Here is a 21,414-nt window from a genome sequence, read left to right as displayed (position 1 = left end):
GGGACGCTATGGCTGACGGCCCCCTCATCGTGCAAAGCGACCGCACCGTGCTGCTCGAAGTCGCGCACCCACAGGCGGAGACGGCGCGACACGAGCTCGCGATCTTCGCCGAGCTCGAGCGCGCACCCGAGCACATCCACACCTATCGCGTCACACGCTTGGGGCTGTGGAACGCGCGCGCGGCCGGCCACACGGCCGACGACATGCTGGCGACGCTCGATCGCTGGTCGCGCTTCCCCGTGCCCGCCTCGGTGTCGATCGACATCCGCGAGACCGTGAACCGCTACGGGCGGCTCGTCATCGAGCGGGATGCCGAGGGCGCGCTCGTGCTGCGCGGCACCGACCCCGCGGTGCTCGCCGAGGTCGGCAAGAACAAGCGCATCCAGCCACTGCTGGTCGGACGCCCGTCCCCCGACACGTACCTCATCGACGCGTGGGCACGGGGGCACATCAAGCAGGAGCTGCTGAAGATCGGCTGGCCGGCCGAGGACCACGCGGGCTACACGCCCGGGACGCCGCACGAGATCGACCTGCACGAGGACGGCTGGACCCTCCGCCCCTATCAGCGCCAGGCGGTCGACATCTTCAGCGAGGGCGGCTCCGGCGTCGTCGTGCTCCCCTGCGGCGCGGGCAAGACCCTCGTCGGCGCGGCCGCGATGGCCGAGACGAAGACCACCACCCTGATCCTCGTGACCAACACCGTCAGCGCCCGCCAGTGGCGCGACGAACTGCTCAAGCGCACGTCGCTCACGCCCGAGGAGATCGGCGAGTACTCCGGCCAGACCAAGGAGGTCAAGCCGGTCACGATCGCGACCTACCAGATCCTGACGGCGAAGCGGAAGGGCGAGTACGCCCACCTCGCGCTGCTCGACGCGCTCGACTGGGGACTCATCGTCTACGACGAGGTGCACCTGCTGCCCGCACCCGTGTTCAAGCTCACCGCCGATCTGCAGGCGCGCCGCCGCCTGGGCCTGACGGCGACGCTCGTGCGCGAGGACGGCCGCGAGGGCGACGTGTTCAGCCTCATCGGCCCCAAGCGCTTCGACGCGCCGTGGAAGGAGATCGAGGCCCAGGGCTTCATCTCCCCCGCCGTCTGCTACGAGGTCCGCGTGGACCTGCCGCCCTCCGACCGCCTCGAGTACGCCGCATCCGCCGATGACGAGCGCTACCGCCTGGCCGCCACCGCGCACGCCAAGATCGGCGTCGTGAAGGACCTCGTGGCCCGCCACAGCGGAGAGCAGATCCTGGTGATCGGGCAGTACCTCGACCAGATCGACGTTCTCGCCGAGGCGTTGGACGCCCCCAAGATCACCGGCGCGACGCCCGTCGACGAGCGCGAGGAGCTGTTCGCCGCATTCCGGGAGGGCCGCGTGCCCGTGCTGGTCGTCTCGAAGGTCGCGAACTTCTCGATCGATCTGCCCGACGCGTCGGTCGCGATCCAGGTGTCGGGATCCTTCGGCTCGCGCCAGGAGGAGGCGCAGCGTCTGGGCCGCCTGCTGCGTCCCAAGTCGAACGGGCACACCGCCAGCTTCTACACGCTCATCGCCCGCGACACCGTCGACCAGGACTTCGCCCAGAACCGGCAGCGCTTCCTCGCCGAGCAGGGGTACAGCTACACGATCCTGGATGCCGAGGGCATCGCCGCCGCGTAGCGCACCGCGATTCGACTCGTCGCTGCGCCCCTCGCTCAACGCCCGGAACCGCACCGCGTTTCGACTCGTCGCTGCGCTCCTCGCTCAACGCCCGGACGCCCCCGCGTTTCGACTCGTCGCTGCGCTCCTCGCTCAACGCCCGGAACCGCACCGCGTTTCGACTCGTCGCTGCGCTCCTCGCTCAACGCCCGGAACCGCCCCCGCGTTTCGACCCGTCGCTGCGCTCCTCGCTCAACGACCGGACGCCCCGGCACCCCCGGTCGTTGAGCGAGCGGAGCGAGTCGAAACGCCCCGACGAGCGGGATGCTCACCACGCGGGAGCGGGCGGCGGCAGCAGCAGCGTCCGCGGCAGCGGGCGACGCACCAGCATCCACTCGACCACCGCGACGTAGCCGCCGATCAGCAGGAACGACCACAGGAAGCTGACGATGCCGGTCGTGCTCTCCGTCGGGCTCGATCCCGACGCGAGCGACAGCAGGAACGCCGTCAGGTTGTTCACCACGTGCAGCGCGATCGCCGCTTCCAGGCCCCCGGTGCGCCACGTGAGCCAGCCGGCGGCGACCGCGAACAGCCCCACGCCGATCTGGCCGAGCACGTCGTAGCCGTGGCCGAGGACGAACAGCGGCACGGGCAGCAGGATGGCGAACGCCGGATGACGCAGCCACCGCCCGATGGCCTGCATGAGATATCCGCGGAAGATGTACTCCTCCGCGGCCGCCTGCACCGGCACGAGCAGCAGCACGACCACCGCGGTGATCGGCCAGGTCGGAGCCGGGCCGCCCGCGACCGGCTCCTCCATGCCGCCGGGGAGCAGGAACCCCACCGCGGTCAGCACGGCCGAGACGCCGACGGCGAGAGCGCCGCACAGCAGCATCCATCGCCAGCGCAGCCGGCCCGCGGCCGACGAGACGAGCCCGAGGCGCCGCCCGTTCACGATCAGCGACGCCAGGATGTAGGCCGGCAGCATCAGGGCGATCGTGCCGAGCAGGATCGCGACCATCAGCGGGTCGCCCATGTCGACGCCGCCCGACTGGCCCAGGCGCGCGAGGCTGTCCAGCCGCTCCGGGTCGCGGAACAGCGCGATGCCGACGACGACCATGGCGAACACGAGGAAGGCGACGTAGATCGCCAGGCCCAGGATGCCGGTGACCAGCGGCGTCCAACAGCCCGAGCGCCGCCGCGCGAAGATCAGCCGGTGGAAGGCGAGGCCGCCGACGAGGGCATCGCCCGGGAGAGCACGGGCCGGACGCGCGATCGGCGGCGTGACGGGCGGCATCGGTGGCGCGAACAGCGGTGATGACGGAGGGACGGGGACCTGCGGCGCGGGCGTCGTCATTCATCCATCTTCGCCGATATCCAGCAAAGGGAAGGGTTGCGATGCCAGGATGGGCCTATGACCGCACCGCGCATCCTCGTCGTGGACGACGAACCGAACATCCGGGACCTGCTGGTCACGAGCCTGAGGTTCGCCGGCTATCAGGTGCGCGCCGTCGCCAACGGCGCCCAGACCATCTCGGCCGTCCTCGAGGAGGAACCCGACCTCATCATCCTCGACGTCATGCTTCCCGACATGAACGGGTTCAGCGTCACCAAGCGTCTGCGGGGCGCGGGATACACCGCCCCGATCCTGTTCCTGACGGCGAAGGACGAGACCGAGGACAAGATCGAGGGGCTCAACGCCGGCGGCGACGACTACGTCACCAAGCCGTTCTCGCTGGACGAGATCGTCGCGCGTCTGCAGGCCATCCTGCGCCGTACGATGCAGGCCGACGAGGAGTCCACCATCCGTGCCGGTGAGCTCACGATGGACCAGGACACGCACGACGTGACCGTCGGCGACGTCTCCATCGATCTGTCGCCGACCGAGTTCAAGCTGCTGCGCTATCTGATGCTCAACCCGAACCGGGTGCTCAGCAAGGCGCAGATCCTCGATCACGTGTGGGAGTACGACTTCAACGGCGATGCCGGCATCGTCGAGAGCTACATCTCCTACCTGCGTCGCAAGATCGACCCGTACTCGTCGGAGCCGCTCATCCAGACCAAGCGCGGCTTCGGCTACATGCTGAAGGCCGGCAAGTCCTCCTGACCGCCCGCCCATGACGGTGGACGGGGTGTACGCGGCGCACGCGAAGAAGAACGATCGCCTGACGTCGTGGTGGCGCGGCATCAGCCTGCGCGCCAAGGTGACGGGCGTCACGGTCGCGGTGCTCACCGTGGGCCTGCTCGCGGCCGGTTTCGGAACGGCCGTCTTCCTCCGCAACGCCCAGATCGCCGAACGCGACCAGTCGATCAGCCAGACCGTCACGCTCGATCAGGCCAGCAGCCTGCTCAACGTCGAGGTGGTCGAGGGCGTCGCGCAGTTCGAGCCGGCCGACTACCCCCCGCTCACCTCGTTCTCCATCGCCGTCTACGGCCCGGACGGCACCCTGCTGGCCACCGGCGGGCCGGCCCAGAGCGACGGTCCGGTGTTTCCGGCGACCTTCGGTCTCGATCGGACGCTCATGCAGGGCACGGCACCGTTCGAGCTGTTCTCCGCCGACGGCGAGACGGTGTACCACGCCGCCGTGGACGTGCTGCAGATCCCGGGGGCGCGGGAGAACAACGTGCAGCTGCTCGCGCTGCCGCTGACTCCGGTCACCCAGACCGTGGCCAGCTTCGTCGGCATCTACAGCATCCTCGCCATCCTGACGATCCTCGCCAGCGCCCTGCTCACCCGGTGGCTCGTGACGCTCGCGTTCCGCAGTCTCGGACAGGTCGAGCAGACGGCCATGTCGATCGCACGCGGTGACTTCGGTCAGCGCATGGGCGACATCGCCCCGGGCACCGAGGTGGGCAAGCTCAAAACCGCCATCAATGCGATGCTCGACCGGGTCGACCACGCCCTCGGGCAGCGCGATGCGACCGTGCTGCAGATGCGACGCTTCATCGGCGATGCCAGCCACGAGCTGCGCACCCCGCTCGTGACCGTGCGCGGCTATGCGGAGCTGTACCGGATGGGGGCGATCTCGGGCGACGAGCAGACGGCGCAGTCCATGGAGCGCATCGAGAAGGAGGCGATCCGGATGGGCGGCCTCGTCGAGGACCTCCTCGCCCTCGCCCGCCTCGACGAGCGCCGCGACATCGTCGTCGCCCCCGTCGACCTGCGCCCGATCGCGCGCGACGCGGTGCTCGATGCCCGGGCGACCGCGCCGGAGCGGACGGTGTCGTTCCTGGACGACGCTCCCGCGCCGCGACTGCTGCGCCCCGCGTCCGCTCCCCCGACGAGCAGCTCGCCGACGCGGCGCCGTCCGCCGACGGCCGCGATCGGCGCGCTGCTGCGTCGGCGCCCGCGCCCGGGCGAAGAGACCGGCACGCCCGCGCCGGCGGAACGGCCTCCCGTTCTGGCGGCGAGGGAGCCCATCGTGCTCGGCGACGAGAACCGCATCCGCCAGGTGGTGGCGAACCTCTTGGGCAATGCCCGCCGCTACACGCCGGAGGGCTCGCCGGTGGAGCTGGCCGTGGGGGTCGACGAGCCGGCGGGCATGGGCTGGATCTCGGTCATCGACCACGGCGACGGCATCCCGCCCCAGCTCCGCGACAAGATCTTCCAGCGGTTCTGGCGCGCCGACACCTCCCGCACGCGCGAGACGGGAGGCTCGGGCCTCGGGCTCTCGATCGTCGCCTCCGTGGTCGAGGCGTTGCACGGATCCATCGTGGTCAGCGAGACGCCCGGCGGCGGCGCCACCTTCCGGGTGGCCTTCCCGCTGGCCCAGGCGCGGGATGCCGCCGAGCACCTGTTCATCGAGACCCAGCCGCTGCCGCGCCTCCACGCGGACTCCTGAGGGCGCCGCCTCCTCCCCGCACGGCTGGCGCCCGACGCCGTCCACGGGAGCGGTGCCCGCCCCGCGCGCGGCCACGCGCGCCCCGTAGCGTGGGGGCCCCGTCGAAAGGAGATCCCATGACCGCCTTCAGCGTCGATGCGGACGCCGTCCTCGCCGCCACCGGTGCGATCCGCGGCACCGCCGACCGGCTCCAGGCCGAGACCGCCGCGATGCTGGGTCAGCTCACCCAGCTCCAAGGCACCTGGACCGGTGGCGCCGCCGTCGCATTCCAGAGTCTCGTCGATCGCTGGCGCAGCGCGCAGACCGAGCTGGAGAGCGCCCTCACCGACATCGGGACCGCCCTCGGTCACGCGGGCGCGCAGTACGCGCAGACCGAGGTCGCGGCGGCGGGCCTGTTCCGCTGACGGCATCCGGGAACGCAGAAAGGCCCCTCCGAGGAGGGGCCTTTCCGATGAGGGTCGGACTCAGAAGTCCATGCCACCCGTGGGGTCACCGGCGGGCGCGGCAGCCTTCTCGGGCTTGTCGGCGACGACGACCTCGGTGGTGAGGAACAGACCCGCGATCGACGCGGCGTTCTGCAGCGCCGAGCGCGTGACCTTGGCCGGGTCGATGATGCCGGCGGCGAACATGTCGACGTACTCGCCGGTGGCCGCGTTCAGGCCCTGTCCGACGGGCAGCTCCGACACCTTGTTCGCGACGACACCGGGCTCGAGACCGGCGTTCAGCGCGATCTGCTTCAGCGGGGCCTCGATGGCGACCTTGACGATGTTCGCACCGGTGGCCTCGTCGCCTGTGAGCTCGAGCTTCTCGAACGCACGCTTGCCGGCCTGGATGAGCGCGACGCCACCACCGGGGACGATGCCCTCCTCGACGGCCGCCTTCGCGTTGCGGACGGCGTCCTCGATGCGGTGCTTGCGCTCCTTGAGCTCCACCTCGGTGGCCGCACCCGCCTTGATGACGGCGACGCCGCCGGCGAGCTTGGCGAGGCGCTCCTGCAGCTTCTCGCGGTCGTAGTCGCTGTCGGTGTTCTCGATCTCGCGCTTGATCTGGGTCACGCGACCCTCGATCTGCGCGGACTCGCCGGCACCCTCGACGATCGTGGTCTCGTCCTTGGTGACGATGACCTTGCGCGCCTTGCCGAGCAGGTCGGTGGTGGCGTTCTCGAGCTTGAGACCGACCTCCTCCGTGATGACCTGGCCACCGGTGAGGATCGCGATGTCCTGCAGCTGGGCCTTGCGACGGTCGCCGAAGCCGGGGGCCTTGACGGCGACCGACTTGAAGATGCCGCGGATCTTGTTGAGCACGAGAGTCGCGAGGGCCTCACCCTCGACGTCCTCCGCGATGATGACGAGCTCCTTGCCCTCCTGGATCACCTTGTCGACGATCGGCAGCAGGTCCTTGATGTTGGAGATCTTCTGGTTCGCGATGAGGATGTACGGGTCCTCGAACACCGCTTCCTGACGCTCCGGGTCGGTGACGAAGTAGGGGTTGATGTAGCCCTTGTCGAAGCGCATGCCCTCGGTGAGCTCGAGCTCGGTGCCGAAGGTGTTCGACTCCTCGACGGTGACGACACCCTCCTTGCCGACCTTGTCGATCGCCTCGGCGATCAGCGCGCCGATCTCGGGGTCGGCGGCGGAGATGGATGCCGTGGCGGCGATCTCCTCCTTGGTCTCGACCTCCTTCGCCGATGCGAGCAGCTCGTCGGAGAGAGCCTTGACGGCCTTCTCGATGCCCTTCTTGAGCGAGATGGGGTCGGCCCCGGCGGCGACGTTGCGCAGGCCCTCGCGAACGAGCGCCTGGGCGAGGACGGTCGCGGTGGTCGTGCCGTCACCGGCGACGTCGTCCGTCTTCTTGGCGACCTCCTTGACGAGCTCCGCGCCGATCTTCTCGTACGGGTCGTCGAGCTCGATCTCCTTGGCGATCGAGACGCCGTCGTTCGTGATCGTGGGGGCGCCCCACTTCTTCTCGAGCACGACGTTGCGACCGCGGGGGCCCAGGGTCACCTTGACGGCGTCGGCCAGGATGTTCAGGCCACGCTCGAGGCCGCGGCGGGCCTCCTCGTCGAAAGCGATGATCTTTGCCATAAGTGTGTCGTCCCTCCCGGACGTGAGGATGAGTCTTTAGCACTCGCGAGGATGGAGTGCTAACTCATTCTGGCACTCTGGCATGACGAGTGCAAGCCGCCGACGCCCGGCGCGGCGACACGCGCCGCACCGCCGCCGAGGGCGCGCGGGAGGAGGGTCGACGCGGGGTCAGGCGACGACGCGGACCGACTCGGCCTGCGGGCCCTTCTGGCCGGCACCGACGGTGAACTCGACCGTCTGCCCCTCCTCGAGCACCCGGAATCCGGACATGTCGATGTTGGAGTAGTGGACGAAGACGTCCTGGCCATCGGTGACGGTGATGAAGCCGAAACCCTTCTCGGCGTTGAACCACTTGACGGTACCCTGGGCCATGCGAATCTCCTGATGCTGCGGTGGGACGTCGCAATGCTAACCAGCGCTCGCGGCGCGAAAACGCCGATCCGGCAACTGTTGACACGCGCGCATCGAAGTGTTCACACGCGTGAAACACTCCCCCGCGGAGGTCGCGTCCGCGCGGTGTCAGCCGGCCGGCGTGGCGCCGGCATCCGTGCGATCGGCGCCGATCACGACGACCAGCAGCGTGCTGCCGTCGCCGCCGGCCAGCCCCGCATAGGCGTCGCTGAGGGAGACCGTCGCACCGCCGATGACCTGCGCGAGGCCGCGGGCGGCGCCCTCCTCGGCGGGATCCGAATAGAACACGGTGGTGGTCTGGAACCCCGTCGAGCCGGCATCGCCGGCCGTGACGTCGTCGGCGGCCCAACCGGCGGCCACGATGGTCTGGGCGAGCGCGCCGGCGAGCCCCGACTGCGTGGTGGCGTTGAGCACGGTCACCTTGAACGACGGGTCGACGACGGGCTCGGCCGTCGCGATCGGCGTCGGGGTCGCGCTCGGCGTCGGGAACAGGGTCACGCGCCCCGTCGCGACCAGCGTGCCGAAGATGCCCACGGCGACGAGGACGACGATCGCGATCGCCGACCACAGCACCACCACGCCCCCGCGCATCCGCGGGTTCTCGGCGCGATGAGCACCGATGCGGCCCCCGTCGAGGGGCAGATCATCGAAGCGGTCCTGGTGAGCGGGGGTTCTCGGCACCACAGAATGCTATCGGCCCGTTCCCGTGGGAACCGCGGGAACGGCGGCGCGGCCTGCGCGCTCGCGTTCGCGTGCCTCGCGCAACCGGCGCAGCCGGTGCACGAGCATCGCATCGTAGGCCGCCGCATCCGGCTGGTCGACGACCCGGCCGAGGAGCTGGTAGTAGCGCGCCGGCGCGAGCCCGAGCTCCGCGCGGATCGCCTCCTCCTTGGCCGCATCGTGACCGCTCCAGCGCGACTCGAAGTCGAGGAGCAGGCGGTCACGGTCGGCGAGGGGCACACTTCACGCTAACGCGGCGAGGACGTTTCCCCCTCGCGCCACTCCAGCCAGGAGCCGAGCGGATCGGCCATCGCCACGATGCGCCCGTCGAGGGCGAGGGCGAACCCGTCCGACGACGGCTCCTGCGCGTGCGCTCCCACCTGCCAGCCGCGATGCAGCGTCGGGGCGTCGAGGGTGATCCACCGTCCCGCAGCGCGCACGTCGTCGATGAGGACGTGGCGGGCATCCCACGGGATGTGGGCCAGCACCCCCGGGGTCTGGATGACGAGTGTCGCCTCCCGCGGCGCCGCGGCGACGGCGCGGGCGAGCTGGGCGGAGCCGTCGCCGGCGAGGAGCAGCGGCGGGTCGGCCGCCGCGATGCGCAGCGCGTCGGCGACGCGTTCGACGCGGCCCTCCTCGCCCGGCCAGACGAGACCGGTCAGCCAGGCGGCCGTCGCGCGATCGGTCGGCGCGAGCGGTGCGAGATCGATCCCGGCGCGCCAGACGATCGTCGGAGAGCGCAGCGGCGGTACGAGCGGGCCGCGCAGCACGCTGTGCAGGACCACCTCCGACGTGCCGTCGTCGGGGTCGAGGGCGATCTCGCCGTCCGGGGTCGCGTAACGGTAGGAATAGCGGTCGGGGTAGAGGCAGAGTCCGGCGCTCGCACCGATCTCGAGCAGGGCGATCGGCCCCTCGATGAGGCTGAGCGCGGGCAGCAGAGCGGCGCACCGCAGCGGCTCGTTCGTCTGGAGCGACCGGCGGGCGCACTCCCCGACGACCTCGTCGGCGTGGCGCAGGAGCCACTCCCGCCACACCGCGTAGGGCGGCTCGCCGGAGCCCAGCAGGCGCGCGACGGCGAAGACGAGCGGCGGCTGACGGTGCATCGGGGCGATCCGCGCCAGGACGGACTGCACCGTCCGGTCTGCGGCGACGCCGGCCGCCCAGTCGGCGTACACGGCCGAGCGCCCGGGCGCCTCCTTCCGCGCGAAGCGCGCGTAGCGTTCCGCGACCGCGGCGATCTCTGCATCCACGGGCTCCATTCTCGCCGGGACGGAGCACGCCCCCGCGACGTCGGGTTGAATGGAGGTGGACTAAGGAGCCAGATATGACCTACCACGTCACCAAGACCGACGAGCAGTGGCGTTCGGAGCTGACCCCCGAGCAGTACGCCGTCCTGCGTCAGGCGGGGACGGAGCGCGCATGGACCGGCGAGCTCCTCGACGAGAGCCGCGCGGGTCTCTACACGTGCGCCGCGTGCGGCGCCGAGCTCTTCCAGAGCGGCACGAAGTTCGACTCGCACTGCGGGTGGCCGAGCTTCTACGAGTCGGTGCGGCCGGAGGCCGTGGAGCTCATCGAGGATCGCAGCCACGGCATGGTGCGTACGGAGGTGCGCTGCGCGAACTGCGGGTCCCACCTGGGCCACGTCTTCCCCGACGGCTTCGGCACGCCCACCGGCGACCGGTACTGCATGAACTCGCTGTCGCTCTCGTTCACGCCGCAGGGCGAGGCGGACGCGTCGTGATCGACGCGGTCACCGACTACCCCGCCCTCGCGGCGGTGCGCGGGCGGCGGTCGTGGTCGAAGGTGACGGATGCCGCCCCGACCCGTGCCGAGCTGCTCACCCTGGTGTCGGCGGCCGGCCGCGTCGCCGACCACTCGTCTCTGCGCCCGTGGCGGGTGATCGAGCTGCGCGGCGATGACCGACTGGCCCTCGGTGCGGCCATCGCGACGGCCGAGGGCGACGACAAGCCCTCGACGAAGCCGTTGCGGGCACCCCTCGTGCTCGCGATCGTCGCCAGTTACCGCAAGAGCGACAAGGTGCCCCGCTGGGAGCAGGAGGCCGTCGCCTCGGGCGTCGCGCACATGCTGAGCCTGCTGCTGGACGAAGCGGGCTGGGGCGTGATCTGGCGCACGGGTCGCTACACCCGCGCCAAGGCCGTCGCGAAGGCGCACGGCCTCGGCGCGGACGAGGAGCTGCTCGGGTGGCTCTACGTCGGTGGCAAGCCGCAGGGCGCGCGCCCGGGACGGCGGACCTCGGTCGACCCTCGATCGCACCTGACGCGGATGCCGGCGGCGACGGTCTCCGGCGAGAAGGCGGACGCCGCCGCGGCGAAGGCGAAGAAGAAGGTCAAGAAGAAGAAGAAGAAGGACTAGTCCGCCGGCGCCGCCACGGCGCGGCGGCGATGACGACGGACGCCCCGGCCACGAGCACCATCAGCAGCTCCGTGACCCAGCCCGAGCCCGAATCGGCGGGCCACAGGGCGTCGATCGCGAACGCGGTGCCGAGCTGGCCGACGACCACCCCCAGGCCCAGCAGCAGCACACCCGTGTGGGCGACGAGAGCCGCCGACAGGAAGATGTAGGCGACGCCGACGACGCCTCCGAGGTACAGCCAGCCGGCCGAGGGGAGCTCGGCGGGCGGTCCCACGAGCGCGACGTGGACGGCCGCCGCGATCGCGAGCACGATCGTCCCGCCCAGGAAGTTGACGAAGGTCGCCGTCAGGGGCGTGCCCACGCGCTGACGAAGTCGTCCGTTGGTCGCCTGCTGCCACGCGATGCCGACGCCCGCCAGGAACGGCAGCAGCAGCATCCACCACGGGATGCGGTCGAGCACGCCGCCCTGCAGGGAGATGCCGACGGCGACGAGCGCGAGCACGCCGCCCGCGACACGCGGCATGGTGACGGCGACGACGCCGGCCGGGCCGTAGCCGATGCGGTCGAGGACGAGTCCGTTGAGCGTCTGCCCGGCGACGACGCCCACGGTGAACAGCGACACGCCGATGACCGCGACGGCGAGCCCCTGCGTGGCGACGGTGAGCGCTCCGGCCAGGCCGCCACCCAGCATCCACCAGGGGATCGTGCGCGCACGGATGCCGAGGACGAGCGCCGTGACGCCGCGACGGCCGGCCGGCAGGACGGCAGAGAGCACGACGAGCACGGCCAAGCCGGAGGCGAAAGAGACGACGGCGGCGACGAAGCCGTCGCCGATGTGCAGACCGAGCTGGCCGTTGATGCGCGCCTGGATGGCCGTCAGCACACCGACGAGCACGGCACCCCCGAGGGCGACGCCGGCGGGCAGCCGGTGCGTCGTCGGAGGTGTCACGAGTCCTCAGCCTATCCGGGCAGGACGGCGGGACCCGGCTGCTCAGTCGTAGCCGAGGATGCAGATCGCTTCGGTGATCGGGTCGGGTTCGGTACGCGGGTCGTGCTCGTCCACGAGATCGAATCTAGGGGCGTCCGACGCGGGAGGCCAGCCGCATCGCCGTGCATAACGACAACGCTCTCCGCGCGCCGACCTCTGGTCGCGGGTTGCACGACGCACACAACCGCTATATCTTCTTTCCTACACGATCGATCCCTGATTATACACCTCAGACGTCACAGTTTGTGTCCCTCGGGATCATGATCATCGCGGAGCCAATGGAGGACCCCTGATGCAGACATCGCCCGTCTCGGAGTACGACGTCGTCGTCGTGGGTGCGGGAGCAGGTGGCCTCGCCGCCGCCGTGACCGCCGCTCACGGCGGAAGCTCCGTGCTCGTGCTCGAGGCGGCGGAGGTCTGCGGAGGCGCGACGGCATGGTCGGGCGGGTGGCTGTGGGCACCGCGGTCACTGCTCGCCACCCGCGAAGGCGTCGATGAGTCGCTGGACGACGTCAGCGCCTACCTGCGTGCCGTGCTCGGTGACGACTACCAGGAGGACCGGGTGCGGGCCTTCCTGGAGGCGGCCCCCGAGATGATCGAGTTCTTCCACACCCGGACCGCGCTCGAGTTCGTGCCCGGCTCGAAGATCCACGACATCTACGGCGATCTGCCCCATGCCGGCACCGGCAACCGCTCCGCCGCCCCGAAACCGATCAACGCGCGCCGGCTCAGCCGCTCGGTGCGGGCGCTCCTTCGCGGTCAGCTCTACGAGACGTCCTTCCTCGGGATGGGGATCATGGCCGGACCGGACCTCGGCGCCTTCCTCGCGGCGGCCCGCGGCGACCTGCGGGGTCTGTGGCATTGCACGTGGCGGGTCGGGCTCCACCTCGTCGATCTCGTGCTCCACCGTCGCGGCATGCAGCTGGTCAACGGCACCGCCCTGGTGGGCAGACTGCTGCAGTCCGCGGAGGACGCGGGAGTCGAGATCCGCGTCAGCTCCCCCGCCAGAGCGCTGACGACGGATGCCGAGGGCCGTGTCACCGGCGTCGTCGCCCAAACGCCGGACGGAGAACGCACCTTCGTCGCGCGCGCCGGCGTCGTGCTGGCCGCCGGAGGCTTCCCGAACGACGTCGAACGTCGGCGCGACCGCTTCCCCCGCACCCCCACGGGCACGGAGCACTGGACCCTGGCACCGGCGACCGCCGACGGCACGGGCATCTCGCTCGGAGAGAGCGTCGGCGGACGCCTCCAGCAGGGCGCCGCCGCCGGCGCGTGGTGCCCCGTGTCGCTCATCACCTATCGCACGACGGGGCGCACCGGCGTGTTCCCGCACATCATGGACCGCGCCAAGCCCGGCAGCATCGGCGTCATCAGCACGGGCGAGAGGTTCGTCAACGAGGCCAACGGGTACTACGACTACGTGACCGGCATGTTCGCGGCGGTGCCGGCGGGCGAGCCGGTCCAGTCGTGGCAGATCGCCGACGCGACCTTCGTGCGACGGTTCCCGCTCGGCATGGCCCGGCCGCGCCCCGTGCCGCTGCTGCCCTACCTGCGCAACGGCTACCTCGTGAAGGCGCCGACCCTGCGCGAGCTCGCCGCGCGATGCGGGATCGATCCGGACGGACTCGAACGCACCGTCGCGGAGTTCAACCGCGACGCCCGCGCCGGCGTCGACACCCGGTTCGGGCGGGGACGCACCGCCTTCAACCGCTACGGCGGTGACGCCTCCGTCACGCCGAACCCCTCGCTCGCTCCCCTCGAGAAGGGGCCGTTCTACGCCGTCCGCGTGCTGCCCGGCTCGTTCGGCACCTTCGCGGGGTTGGCCGCCGATGCGAGCGCGCGCGTCGTGGATGCCGACGACCGCCCCATCCCGGGGCTCTACGCCGTCGGCGCCGACCAGGCCAACGTCATGGGCGGCCACTACCCCGCCGGCGGCGTCAACATCGGGCCCGCGCTGACCTTCGGCTACGTCGTCGGACGCGACCTCGCCCGCATCGAGACGGCGGCGGTCCGGTGATGCGCGAGATGGGGGTGGCGCACCTCACGCTGCTGACGCTCACGCCGCCCGAGCTGGTCGACATCGCGGCCGCGGCCGGCTTCGGCTTCGTCGGCATCCGCGTCCGGGCCGTCACGACCCAGGAACGCGCGTTCGACATGCGACCGGGCTCGCCGATGCTCGCCGAGACGCTCGCGAGACTCCAGCACACGGGACTGACCGTCCGCGACGTCGAGTTCCTGCCGCTCACTGCCGGGGTCGGACGCGAACAGTGGCTCCCCGCCCTCGAAGCCGGTGCCGCCCTCGGCGCGTCGGCGCTGACGGTCACCGGGGCCGATCCCGACCGCGCACGGCTGATCGACACGCTCGCGGGGCTGACGCAGGATGCCGCGGCCCACGGCATCCGCCCGCTGCTGGAGCCGATCTCCTACCAACCCGTCGGCCGCGTCGACGACGCCGCCGCGATCGCCCGCGAGACCGGCGCGGCCCTCATGCTCGACCCGCTCCACATCTGGCGGGGCGGATCGTCGCTCGACGACATCCGCGGCCTCGAAGCCTCGCTCGTGCCGCTGCTCCAACTGTGCGACGCGCCGCCGACCGCCCCGTGCGGCGACGACCGGGTGGCCGCACTGCAAGGCGAAGCCCGCGCGCAGCGGCTGCTGGTCGGCGAAGGCGGGCTGCCGTTGGCGGAGCTCCTCGAGGCCGTACGGCCCGGCACTCCTGTGAGCGTCGAGATCCCCCACGCGCGCCTGCAGGCGCGCCTGCATCCGCTCGCCTACGCCCGCCGGGTCGCCCGGAGCACCCGAGACCTGCTGGAGCGCGTCGATCGGACCCAACCCTCGCCCGCCGCGGAGGCGGCCGGGCACATCGTCGTCGAAGGAGAGCGCTCATGACCGCCACGACCCCCCGCACCCCGCATGCCGAGAGCGCGGTCGCCGCGACGGCGCGCCCCGGCGACACGGTCGTCGATCTTCTCGTGCTCGGCACGGGGGCCGCAGGCCTGTCGGCCGCCGTCACCGCCGCCGCGAGCGGGCTGGAGACGCTGGTGCTCGAGAAGACCGAGTACCTCGGGGGGACGACCGCCTACTCCGCCGGCACCTGCTGGGTGCCCGGTCACCGTCATCAGCGCGCACAGGGGCTCGCGGACGAGAGAGCGGAGGCCTCGCGCTACCTCGACGCGGTGGTCGGCGACAAGGCGCCCCGTGAGATCCGGGAGGCCTACCTCGACCGCGGCCCCGAGATGATCGACTGGTTCCACGACCTGGGAGTGCGGTTCTGGCATTCCCGCACGGTGGTCGACTACCACCCCGAGGAGGACGGAGCCGGTGTCGGCCGCGCCCTGGAGCCGGAGACCTTCGACGGGCGCCGCCTGGGCTACGAGGACTTCCGGCGCGTCCGGCCGCCCGTGCCGGAGTTCGCCCTGTTCGGCGGCACGCTCATGGTGCGCCGGGCGGAGGTGAACCGCCTGCTGGAGCTGTTCCGCTGGTCGCCGCGGGCGGCCGCCACGGCGCTCTCCCTCGGCATCCGCTGGTTCTTCGATCGCCTGCGCTACCCCCGCGGCACCCGTCTGGCGATGGGCAACGCCCTCGTCGCGAACCTCTTCCACACCCTCACGGCGCGCGGCGGCCGAGTCTCGTTCAGCAGCACCGCGAAGGAGCTGCTGATCGAGGACGGCCGCGTCGTCGGCGCGATCGTGGAGGCGGACGGGCGTGAGCGGCGCGTGCTCGCGCGGCGCGGCGTCGTGCTCGCCGGCGGCGGGTTCGCGGCCTCCCACGCGTGGCGGGAGGCGCATCTGCCCGCCCCGACGCCCCAGTTCACCCGCGCCGCCGAGGGGGCCACGGGCGACACGCTCGCCCTCGGCCTCGCCGCGGGCGCCGCGCTCGGACCGGATCACGGCGACAACGGCTTCTGGTTCCCCAGCTCCATCGGCCGGCGCCGCGACGGGTCGCTCGTCGTCTTCCCGCACATCTGGGACCGTGCCAAGCCCGGCATCGTCGCGGTGACCGCCTCGGGACGCCGCTTCGTCGACGAGTCGGTGTCGTACCACCGGTTCGTCCGCGCCATGTACGCCGCCCAGGCCCGCGACGAGGCCATCCCGGCGTGGCTGATCATCGATGCCCACGCCCTGCGCGAGTACGGCCTCGGCATGATCCGCCCGCACACCCCCGGGCGCGCGCTGCGCCGCTATGTCTCGGACGGCTACATCCACCGCGCCGGAACGATCGCCGAGCTCGCGCGACGGATCGGCGTCGACCCGGACGGGCTCGCCGAGACCGTCCGGGTCAACAACCGCTCCGCCGTCACGGGCGTCGACGAGGAGTTCGGAAAGGGCACGAGCCCGTTCGGCCATCAGTACGGCGACGCGCGCCACCGCCCCAACGTCAACCTCGGACCGATCCGCAGGGCGCCCTTCTACGCCCTTCCCCTCGTCCCGACCCCGCTCGGCACCGCGCGGGGACTGCGGATCGACACGGAGGCCCGCGTGCTCGACGCGCACGGCCGACCGATCGCCGGGCTGTACGCGGCCGGAAACGACGCGGACTCCCCGATGGCCGCCGAGTACCCCGGCGCCGGCGGGCAGGTGGGCGCGGGCATGACCTTCGGCTACATCGCCGCGCGCCACGCGGCATCCGCCGCGCCTTCCTCCCCCGTGGAGGGTGCCGTGCGGATCGCGACGACGGAGGCACGGTCATGACCACCCCGAACCTGCGGACCCTCGCCACCGCGCTCGACCAGATCGGCGTGGTCGTCGCCGACCTCGATGCCGCCGCGGCGGGGATGCGCGCGGCGTTCGGCATCGAGCCACGGCTGCGCACCACTGCCCGCTACCGCGGTGCACGCTATCGCGGGTCGAGCCTGGACACGGAGGTCGATGCGCTCTTCTACGACCTGTTCGGCATCGAGATCGAGTTCCTCGCGCCCCGCGGCGGCCCCGACATCTGGCAGGAGTTCCTCGACGAGCACGGCCCGGGACTGCACCACATCCGCTTCGCGGTGGACGATCACGACGCCGTCGTCGCGGCGATGGCCGCGGCGGGCATGCCCGTCCATCAGGAGGGGGACTCGGTGCGCGGCGGCGGCGTCCGCTACGCCTACTTCGACGCGCGCCCGACGCTGGGCTTCTTCCTCGAGATCCTGTCCACGCCCGGGTGAGCGCTCCGACATGGACATCGGCAGCCGTTATGCTCGCGAGGTGGAGATCCGCTGGCTCGAAGCCTTCGTCGTCGTCGCCGAGGAGCTGCACTTCGGACGCGCGGCCCAACGCCTGCACGTCGCGCAGTCGCCGCTGAGTCAGACCATCCGCCGACTCGAGGCGAGCATCGGCACCGAGCTCTTCGAGCGCAACACGCGCAGCGTCGCGCTGACGCCGGCCGGGCGGGCGCTGCTGCCGATGGCCTACCGCGTGATCCAGGATCTCGCCCTGGCCACCGAGGCCGCGCGCGCGGCCTCCGGCGCCATCCGCGGCACCGTGCGCATCGGGTTCTCGGGCGCGTTCAACCACTTGACCCTGCCGGCGCTGGCGCGCGCGGCCCGGCGGGAGCTGCCGGAGGTGGACCTGCAGCTGGTCAGTCGCGTCCGCACCCGCGATGGGCTCGCCAAGCTGCGCAGCGGCACCCTCGACCTGGCGTTCGTCGGGCTGCCGGTCGCCGCCGAGGGCATCGACTCCCGCATGATCGCCCGCACGCGTCTGGGCGCGGCCCTGCCGATCGATCATCCCCTGGCCGATGAGCCGGCACTCCACGCGCGTCAGCTGGCCGAGGACGACTTCCTCTCGATGCCGACGGACGGCTCGTCCGCCATGGCCGAGGGGCTCATCCGCTGCTGCGTCGCCGCGGGATTCCGCCCGAACATCGTGCAGGAGGTGGCGGACCCCTACATGATGCTGACCCTCGTCGCGGCGGGCATCGGCGTGACGATCACCGCCGAGGATCTGGCGCCGATCATGCCGCAGGGGGCCCGCTGGGTGGAGCTTCTCGACGAGCCGCAGTACATGCGGCACGGCATCGCCTGGCTCAAGGACGACCAGAGCGCCGCCCTCCGGGCGGTGCTCGACCTCGCGGAGCGCATCCTGCCGACACCGGAGGATTAAGCGCAGAATCCTCTTTGTTTCAGACAAACCTAGTTCTGGACGCGACACAATAGGGATGCCACGCTGTCGGGAGCGCATCGCACACGCGACCGCACCCCACAGAACAACGGCGTCTGGCCTCAGCGCCCTCGAACGAAGGCAGAGCACATGTCAACGACGACATCTCCTCCCCGGAAGAAGAACAACGCGCGCATCGCCGCCGTCTCAGGATTCATCGGCAGCGCACTGGAGTACTACGACTTCTTCATCTACGCGTCCGCCGCCGCGTTGATCTTCCCGCACCTGTTCTTCCCCGCCGGCGAGCCCGGCGTGGCGACGCTGCTGTCGTTCGCCACGGTCGGCGTCGCCTACGTCGCCCGCCCGTTCGGTGCCGTGCTGTGGGGACACGTCGGAGACCGGTGGGGACGCAAGAAGGCGCTGCTGGCCTGCCTGTCCATCATGGGCGTGGCGACCTTCCTCGTCGGCTGCCTGCCGACGTGGGACGCGATCGGGGTCGCCGCGCCGATCATCATCGTCGCGCTGCGCCTGATCCAGGGCGTGTCGGCCGGCGGTGAGTCCCCGGGCTCGAGCGCACTGACGCTGGAGCACGCCCCCGACCGTCACCGCGGCTTCTTCACGAGCTGGACGATGTCCGGCATCATGTTCGGCATCGTGATCTCGAGCCTCGTGTTCATCCCGATCGCGGCCCTCCCCGAGGACGCGCTGCTCAGCTGGGGCTGGCGTGTGCCGTTCTGGGCATCGCTCGCCGTGACCGTCGTCGCGATCGTCCTGCGCCGCATGCTGGACGAGCCGGAGGTGTTCGAAGAGGTGAAGGAGACCGAGGAGGTCGCGAAGATCCCGCTGGTCACCCTCTTCCGCTACAACGGCGGCACCGTCCTGCGCGTGACGCTGATGTCGCTGTTCACCGTCGTCAACACGATGTTCAACGTGTTCGTCCTGGCCTACGGCACGACCGTCGCCGGCATCCCGCGGGCGAACATGCTCATCATCATCACCGTCGCCAACTTCGCCGCGGTCTGCTTCGGCCCGATCGCCGGGGCACTGTCGGACCGGATCGGACGAAAGCCCGTCTTCCTCGTCGGCCTCGTGCTGCAGTCGATCACGATCTACGCCGTGCTGGCCGCCGTCGACGCCGCGAACATGCCGCTGGTGTGGGCGCTGAGCATCTTCCTCATCGGCATCGCCTACACCCTGTCCAATTCGGTGTACCCGGCCTACTTCCCGGAGCAGTTCCCGGCGCGCGTGCGCTACACCGGCATGGCGGTCAGCCTGATGCTCGGGCTCGTCCTGGCCGGCTTCACGCCCGCGATCGCGCAGGGCTTCGTGACGGGCGAGGGCAACGAGCAGAACTGGCCCGCGGTCGCGTTCTTCACGATCGGCATCGTCCTGATCTCGGGAATCGCGACCGTGTTCGCCCCCGAGACCTCGCGGACGCCCACGGCGCACCTCGGTCTGAGCCGGCGTCAGCTCGCGGAGATCGATCGCCGCACCGAGACCGGCGAGGCGCTCACGCAGTCGGTGCGCACGACGCCCTACGACCGCTTCAGCCGCCGCTGAACACCAGGATGCCGGGCGCCGCCGCCGTCACCGGCGCGGCTCCCGGCATCCGCGTCCCCAGAAACGGAACCCCATGACACGCTCCTACCTCGTCGGACTCATCGGCTCGGGGATCGGGTCGTCGTCGACGCCCGCCCTGCACGAGAGCGAGGCCGACGCGCACGGCGTGCGCTACCTCTACCGCACGATCGACATCGACGCCCTCGGCCGGACGGCCGCCGACGGCGCCGAACTGGTGCGGCAGGCGCAGGAACTCGGCTACGACGCACTGAACATCACCCACCCCTGCAAGCAGACCATCCTGTCGGCGCTCGACGAGCTCTCCCCCGACGCCGAGCTGTTGGGCGCCGTGAACACGGTGGTGTTCCGCGACGGCCGCGCGATCGGCGCGAACACCGACCATTCGGGCTTCGCCCAGGGCCTGCGCGACGGGCTGGACTCCCCCGCGCTCGACCGCGTCGTCCTCCTCGGCTCGGGCGGAGCGGGCTCGGCCATCGCCTTCGCCCTCCTGAACGCCGGCACGCGGGTGCTGTCGGTCTTCGACCCCGTCGTCGAACGCGCCCGGGCGGTGCGCACGGCGCTGGGCCCGGCCTTCCCGGGAACGGAGATCGTGGCGATCGGCGCCGACGAGCTCGCGGCGGCGATCGGAGCGGCCGACGGACTGGTCAACGCGACCCCCATCGGCATGGTGGGTCACCCCGGCATCCCTGTCGACCCGTCGCTGCTGCACTCCGGCCTTTGGGTCGCCGACGCGATCTACCGGCCGCTGCGCACGGAGCTGATCGAGACGGCGCAGGCCCTCGGGTGCGCGGTTCTCGACGGCGGGCGGATGGTGGTCGGCCAGGCCGCCGACACCTTCCGGCTGATCACGGGACGGGACGCGGATCCGGAGCGGATGCGGGCCCGCTTCCTCGCGCTGACGGGCGCGACTCAGTAGTCGGCGCGGCCGCCGGAGAGATCGAAGGTGGCTCCGGTCGTGAAGCCGCACTGATCGCTCGCGATCCAGGCGACGGTCGCCGCCACCTCCTCCACCGTCAGGAAGCGCCCCATCGGGATGAGGGCGCGCGTGCGCTCGATGAACTCGTCGGTCAGCTGCGAGAACAGCTCCGTTCGCACCATGACGGGCGCGATGGCGTTCACGGTCACGCCGTCGGCGATCAGCTCGCGCGCCAACACCTTGGTCATGCCGACGACGCCGTGCTTCGCGGCGGTGTAGGCCGACAGCGAGGCGGTCGCCTCTTTGCCGGCGATCGAGGCGACCGTGATGACGCGTCCGTAGCCGCGTTCGCGCAGGTGCGGCACGACGGTCTTGGCCGTCAGGAAGGCGCCAGTGAGGTCGAGATCGACCACCCGTCGCCACGCGTCCGCGTCGTAGTCCCAGAGGGGTCCGACCGGGCCGGTGATCCCCGCGGAGGAGACCACGACGTCGACCTTGCCCACGCGGCGCAGCGTCTGGTCCATCGCGTCGCGCAACGACCGCTCGTCCGTGACGTCCGCCGTCAGCAGCGCGGCGGGCTCCCACGATCCGGCGAAGGCGGCGGGCTCGCGATCCCACACGGACACGTCGGCACCGGATGCCGCGAACAGCGCCCCGATGCCGGCGCCGATCCCGCGCGCACCTCCCGTGATGACGACGGACGTGTCTCGGAAGTCGAAAGTCACCTGTGACATGCCCGCCACGGTAGCGCGCCCATTTGAACGGGATCAAGCATAAACAATGAC

Annotated in this window: 21 protein-coding genes; 13 read left to right on the top strand and 8 right to left on the bottom strand. The window is 71.3% G+C overall.

Going from position 1 to position 21,414, the window contains the following annotated elements:
- Window positions 1-8 precede the first annotated feature (8 nt).
- Window positions 9-1,652 (top strand): DNA repair helicase XPB, encoded by a 1,644-nt coding sequence (locus AC1Q49_RS04690; RefSeq protein ID WP_060959853.1) that lies wholly within the window; start codon window positions 9-11, stop codon window positions 1,650-1,652.
- A 307-nt stretch (window positions 1,653-1,959) separates the two neighbouring features.
- On the opposite strand, the gene AC1Q49_RS04685 is transcribed toward AC1Q49_RS04690, so the two are convergent.
- Complete coding sequence (locus AC1Q49_RS04685; protein ID WP_492491092.1) at window positions 1,960-2,988, bottom strand: CPBP family intramembrane glutamic endopeptidase; 1,029 nt, start codon at window positions 2,986-2,988, stop codon at window positions 1,960-1,962.
- A 57-nt stretch (window positions 2,989-3,045) separates the two neighbouring features.
- On the opposite strand from AC1Q49_RS04685, the gene AC1Q49_RS04680 reads away from it, so the two are divergent.
- The 3 genes from AC1Q49_RS04680 (at window position 3,046) to AC1Q49_RS04670 (ending at window position 5,877) form a co-directional block, all read left to right on the top strand.
- A complete protein-coding gene (locus tag AC1Q49_RS04680) occupies window positions 3,046-3,738 on the top strand; it encodes a response regulator transcription factor (RefSeq protein WP_060959854.1) in 693 nt (230 codons plus the stop codon).
- A gap of 10 nt (window positions 3,739-3,748) precedes the next feature.
- On the top strand, window positions 3,749-5,473 hold the full coding sequence (locus tag AC1Q49_RS04675) for a sensor histidine kinase (protein ID WP_061782273.1): 1,725 nt from the start codon (window positions 3,749-3,751) through the stop codon (window positions 5,471-5,473).
- Between the two features lie 116 nt (window positions 5,474-5,589).
- Window positions 5,590-5,877 (top strand): WXG100 family type VII secretion target, encoded by a 288-nt coding sequence (locus AC1Q49_RS04670; RefSeq protein ID WP_060959856.1) that lies wholly within the window; start codon window positions 5,590-5,592, stop codon window positions 5,875-5,877.
- A 60-nt stretch (window positions 5,878-5,937) separates the two neighbouring features.
- Here the strand turns inward: AC1Q49_RS04670 and groL are convergent, their stop codons facing one another.
- The 5 genes from groL to AC1Q49_RS04645 form a co-directional block, all read right to left on the bottom strand.
- Window positions 5,938-7,557, bottom strand: coding sequence for a chaperonin GroEL (groL, locus tag AC1Q49_RS04665; RefSeq protein WP_005051072.1), 1,620 nt, complete (start codon window positions 7,555-7,557; stop codon window positions 5,938-5,940).
- A 168-nt stretch (window positions 7,558-7,725) separates the two neighbouring features.
- Window positions 7,726-7,929, bottom strand: a complete 204-nt coding sequence (locus AC1Q49_RS04660) for a cold-shock protein (RefSeq protein ID WP_005051075.1) — start codon at window positions 7,927-7,929, stop codon at window positions 7,726-7,728.
- A 147-nt stretch (window positions 7,930-8,076) separates the two neighbouring features.
- The gene (locus AC1Q49_RS04655; protein ID WP_101307179.1) at window positions 8,077-8,649 is read right to left on the bottom strand and encodes a LytR C-terminal domain-containing protein; all 573 of its coding nucleotides are present in this window, start codon (window positions 8,647-8,649) and stop codon (window positions 8,077-8,079) included.
- 9 nt (window positions 8,650-8,658) lie between these two features.
- Complete coding sequence (locus tag AC1Q49_RS04650; protein WP_060959857.1) at window positions 8,659-8,928, bottom strand: DUF3263 domain-containing protein; 270 nt, start codon at window positions 8,926-8,928, stop codon at window positions 8,659-8,661.
- A gap of 8 nt (window positions 8,929-8,936) precedes the next feature.
- Window positions 8,937-9,947 (bottom strand): DUF2332 domain-containing protein, encoded by a 1,011-nt coding sequence (locus AC1Q49_RS04645; protein ID WP_101305869.1) that lies wholly within the window; start codon window positions 9,945-9,947, stop codon window positions 8,937-8,939.
- A 65-nt stretch (window positions 9,948-10,012) separates the two neighbouring features.
- Between AC1Q49_RS04645 and msrB the strand changes: the two genes are divergently transcribed.
- Complete coding sequence (msrB, locus tag AC1Q49_RS04640) at window positions 10,013-10,429, top strand: peptide-methionine (R)-S-oxide reductase MsrB (protein WP_060959858.1); 417 nt, start codon at window positions 10,013-10,015, stop codon at window positions 10,427-10,429.
- Window positions 10,426-11,061, top strand: coding sequence for a nitroreductase family protein (locus tag AC1Q49_RS04635; RefSeq protein ID WP_101305868.1), 636 nt, complete (start codon window positions 10,426-10,428; stop codon window positions 11,059-11,061). The genes msrB and AC1Q49_RS04635 overlap by 4 nt, the downstream gene beginning before the upstream one ends.
- Here AC1Q49_RS04635 and AC1Q49_RS04630 read toward each other — a convergent pair.
- Window positions 11,036-12,010, bottom strand: coding sequence for a DMT family transporter (locus AC1Q49_RS04630; RefSeq protein WP_492491091.1), 975 nt, complete (start codon window positions 12,008-12,010; stop codon window positions 11,036-11,038). The genes AC1Q49_RS04635 and AC1Q49_RS04630 overlap by 26 nt on opposite strands.
- 331 nt (window positions 12,011-12,341) lie before the next feature.
- On the opposite strand from AC1Q49_RS04630, the gene AC1Q49_RS04625 reads away from it, so the two are divergent.
- The 7 genes from AC1Q49_RS04625 (at window position 12,342) to AC1Q49_RS04595 (ending at window position 20,629) form a co-directional block, all read left to right on the top strand.
- The gene (locus tag AC1Q49_RS04625) at window positions 12,342-14,066 is read left to right on the top strand and encodes an FAD-dependent oxidoreductase (RefSeq protein ID WP_492491090.1); all 1,725 of its coding nucleotides are present in this window, start codon (window positions 12,342-12,344) and stop codon (window positions 14,064-14,066) included.
- Complete coding sequence (locus AC1Q49_RS04620) at window positions 14,066-14,938, top strand: sugar phosphate isomerase/epimerase family protein (RefSeq protein WP_492491089.1); 873 nt, start codon at window positions 14,066-14,068, stop codon at window positions 14,936-14,938. Before AC1Q49_RS04625 ends, AC1Q49_RS04620 begins: the two co-directional genes overlap by 1 nt.
- Window positions 14,935-16,740, top strand: a complete 1,806-nt coding sequence (locus AC1Q49_RS04615) for an FAD-dependent oxidoreductase (RefSeq protein ID WP_492491088.1) — start codon at window positions 14,935-14,937, stop codon at window positions 16,738-16,740. Before AC1Q49_RS04620 ends, AC1Q49_RS04615 begins: the two co-directional genes overlap by 4 nt.
- Window positions 16,737-17,198 (top strand): VOC family protein, encoded by a 462-nt coding sequence (locus tag AC1Q49_RS04610; RefSeq protein WP_492491087.1) that lies wholly within the window; start codon window positions 16,737-16,739, stop codon window positions 17,196-17,198. The genes AC1Q49_RS04615 and AC1Q49_RS04610 overlap by 4 nt, the downstream gene beginning before the upstream one ends.
- Before the next feature lie 40 nt (window positions 17,199-17,238).
- Window positions 17,239-18,135, top strand: coding sequence for a LysR family transcriptional regulator (locus AC1Q49_RS04605; protein ID WP_060959925.1), 897 nt, complete (start codon window positions 17,239-17,241; stop codon window positions 18,133-18,135).
- Window positions 18,136-18,282: 147 nt separating this feature from the next.
- Window positions 18,283-19,692 carry an MFS transporter gene (locus tag AC1Q49_RS04600; protein WP_082734171.1) on the top strand — a complete coding sequence of 470 codons (1,410 nt, stop codon included), beginning with the start codon at window positions 18,283-18,285 and terminating at the stop codon, window positions 19,690-19,692.
- Window positions 19,693-19,765: 73 nt separating this feature from the next.
- Window positions 19,766-20,629: a shikimate dehydrogenase gene (locus AC1Q49_RS04595; protein WP_492491086.1), complete on the top strand. Its 864-nt coding sequence runs from the start codon at window positions 19,766-19,768 to the stop codon at window positions 20,627-20,629.
- On the opposite strand, the gene AC1Q49_RS04590 is transcribed toward AC1Q49_RS04595, so the two are convergent.
- The gene (locus tag AC1Q49_RS04590) at window positions 20,623-21,363 is read right to left on the bottom strand and encodes an SDR family NAD(P)-dependent oxidoreductase (protein WP_060959865.1); all 741 of its coding nucleotides are present in this window, start codon (window positions 21,361-21,363) and stop codon (window positions 20,623-20,625) included. The two genes, AC1Q49_RS04595 and AC1Q49_RS04590, sit on opposite strands and share 7 nt — an antisense overlap.
- Window positions 21,364-21,414 lie beyond the last annotated feature (51 nt).

It is taken from the genome of Microbacterium sp. MPR-TSA4 (assembly GCF_058792815.1).
Note: the sequence above shows the minus strand (reverse complement) of the source record. Positions and strands in the feature narration are given on the sequence as shown.

Bases quoted from the DNA above. Each gene is read 5' to 3' on its own strand.
- AC1Q49_RS04625 (WP_492491090.1), top strand. From the start codon at position 12,342: ATGCAGACATCGCCCGTCTCGGAGTACGACGTCGTCGTCGTGGGTGCG.
- AC1Q49_RS04615 (WP_492491088.1), top strand. From the start codon at position 14,935: ATGACCGCCACGACCCCCCGCACCCCGCATGCCGAGAGCGCGGTCGCC.
- AC1Q49_RS04690 (WP_060959853.1), top strand. From the start codon at position 9: ATGGCTGACGGCCCCCTCATCGTGCAAAGCGACCGCACCGTGCTGCTC.
- AC1Q49_RS04595 (WP_492491086.1), top strand. From the start codon at position 19,766: ATGACACGCTCCTACCTCGTCGGACTCATCGGCTCGGGGATCGGGTCG.
- AC1Q49_RS04610 (WP_492491087.1), top strand. From the start codon at position 16,737: ATGACCACCCCGAACCTGCGGACCCTCGCCACCGCGCTCGACCAGATC.
- AC1Q49_RS04675 (WP_061782273.1), top strand. From the start codon at position 3,749: ATGACGGTGGACGGGGTGTACGCGGCGCACGCGAAGAAGAACGATCGC.
- AC1Q49_RS04660 (WP_005051075.1), bottom strand. From the start codon at position 7,929: ATGGCCCAGGGTACCGTCAAGTGGTTCAACGCCGAGAAGGGTTTCGGC.
- AC1Q49_RS04685 (WP_492491092.1), bottom strand. From the start codon at position 2,988: ATGACGACGCCCGCGCCGCAGGTCCCCGTCCCTCCGTCATCACCGCTG.
- AC1Q49_RS04600 (WP_082734171.1), top strand. From the start codon at position 18,283: ATGTCAACGACGACATCTCCTCCCCGGAAGAAGAACAACGCGCGCATC.
- groL (WP_005051072.1), bottom strand. From the start codon at position 7,557: ATGGCAAAGATCATCGCTTTCGACGAGGAGGCCCGCCGCGGCCTCGAG.
- msrB (WP_060959858.1), top strand. From the start codon at position 10,013: ATGACCTACCACGTCACCAAGACCGACGAGCAGTGGCGTTCGGAGCTG.
- AC1Q49_RS04620 (WP_492491089.1), top strand. From the start codon at position 14,066: ATGCGCGAGATGGGGGTGGCGCACCTCACGCTGCTGACGCTCACGCCG.
- AC1Q49_RS04590 (WP_060959865.1), bottom strand. From the start codon at position 21,363: ATGTCACAGGTGACTTTCGACTTCCGAGACACGTCCGTCGTCATCACG.
- AC1Q49_RS04680 (WP_060959854.1), top strand. From the start codon at position 3,046: ATGACCGCACCGCGCATCCTCGTCGTGGACGACGAACCGAACATCCGG.
- AC1Q49_RS04670 (WP_060959856.1), top strand. From the start codon at position 5,590: ATGACCGCCTTCAGCGTCGATGCGGACGCCGTCCTCGCCGCCACCGGT.
- AC1Q49_RS04645 (WP_101305869.1), bottom strand. From the start codon at position 9,947: ATGGAGCCCGTGGATGCAGAGATCGCCGCGGTCGCGGAACGCTACGCG.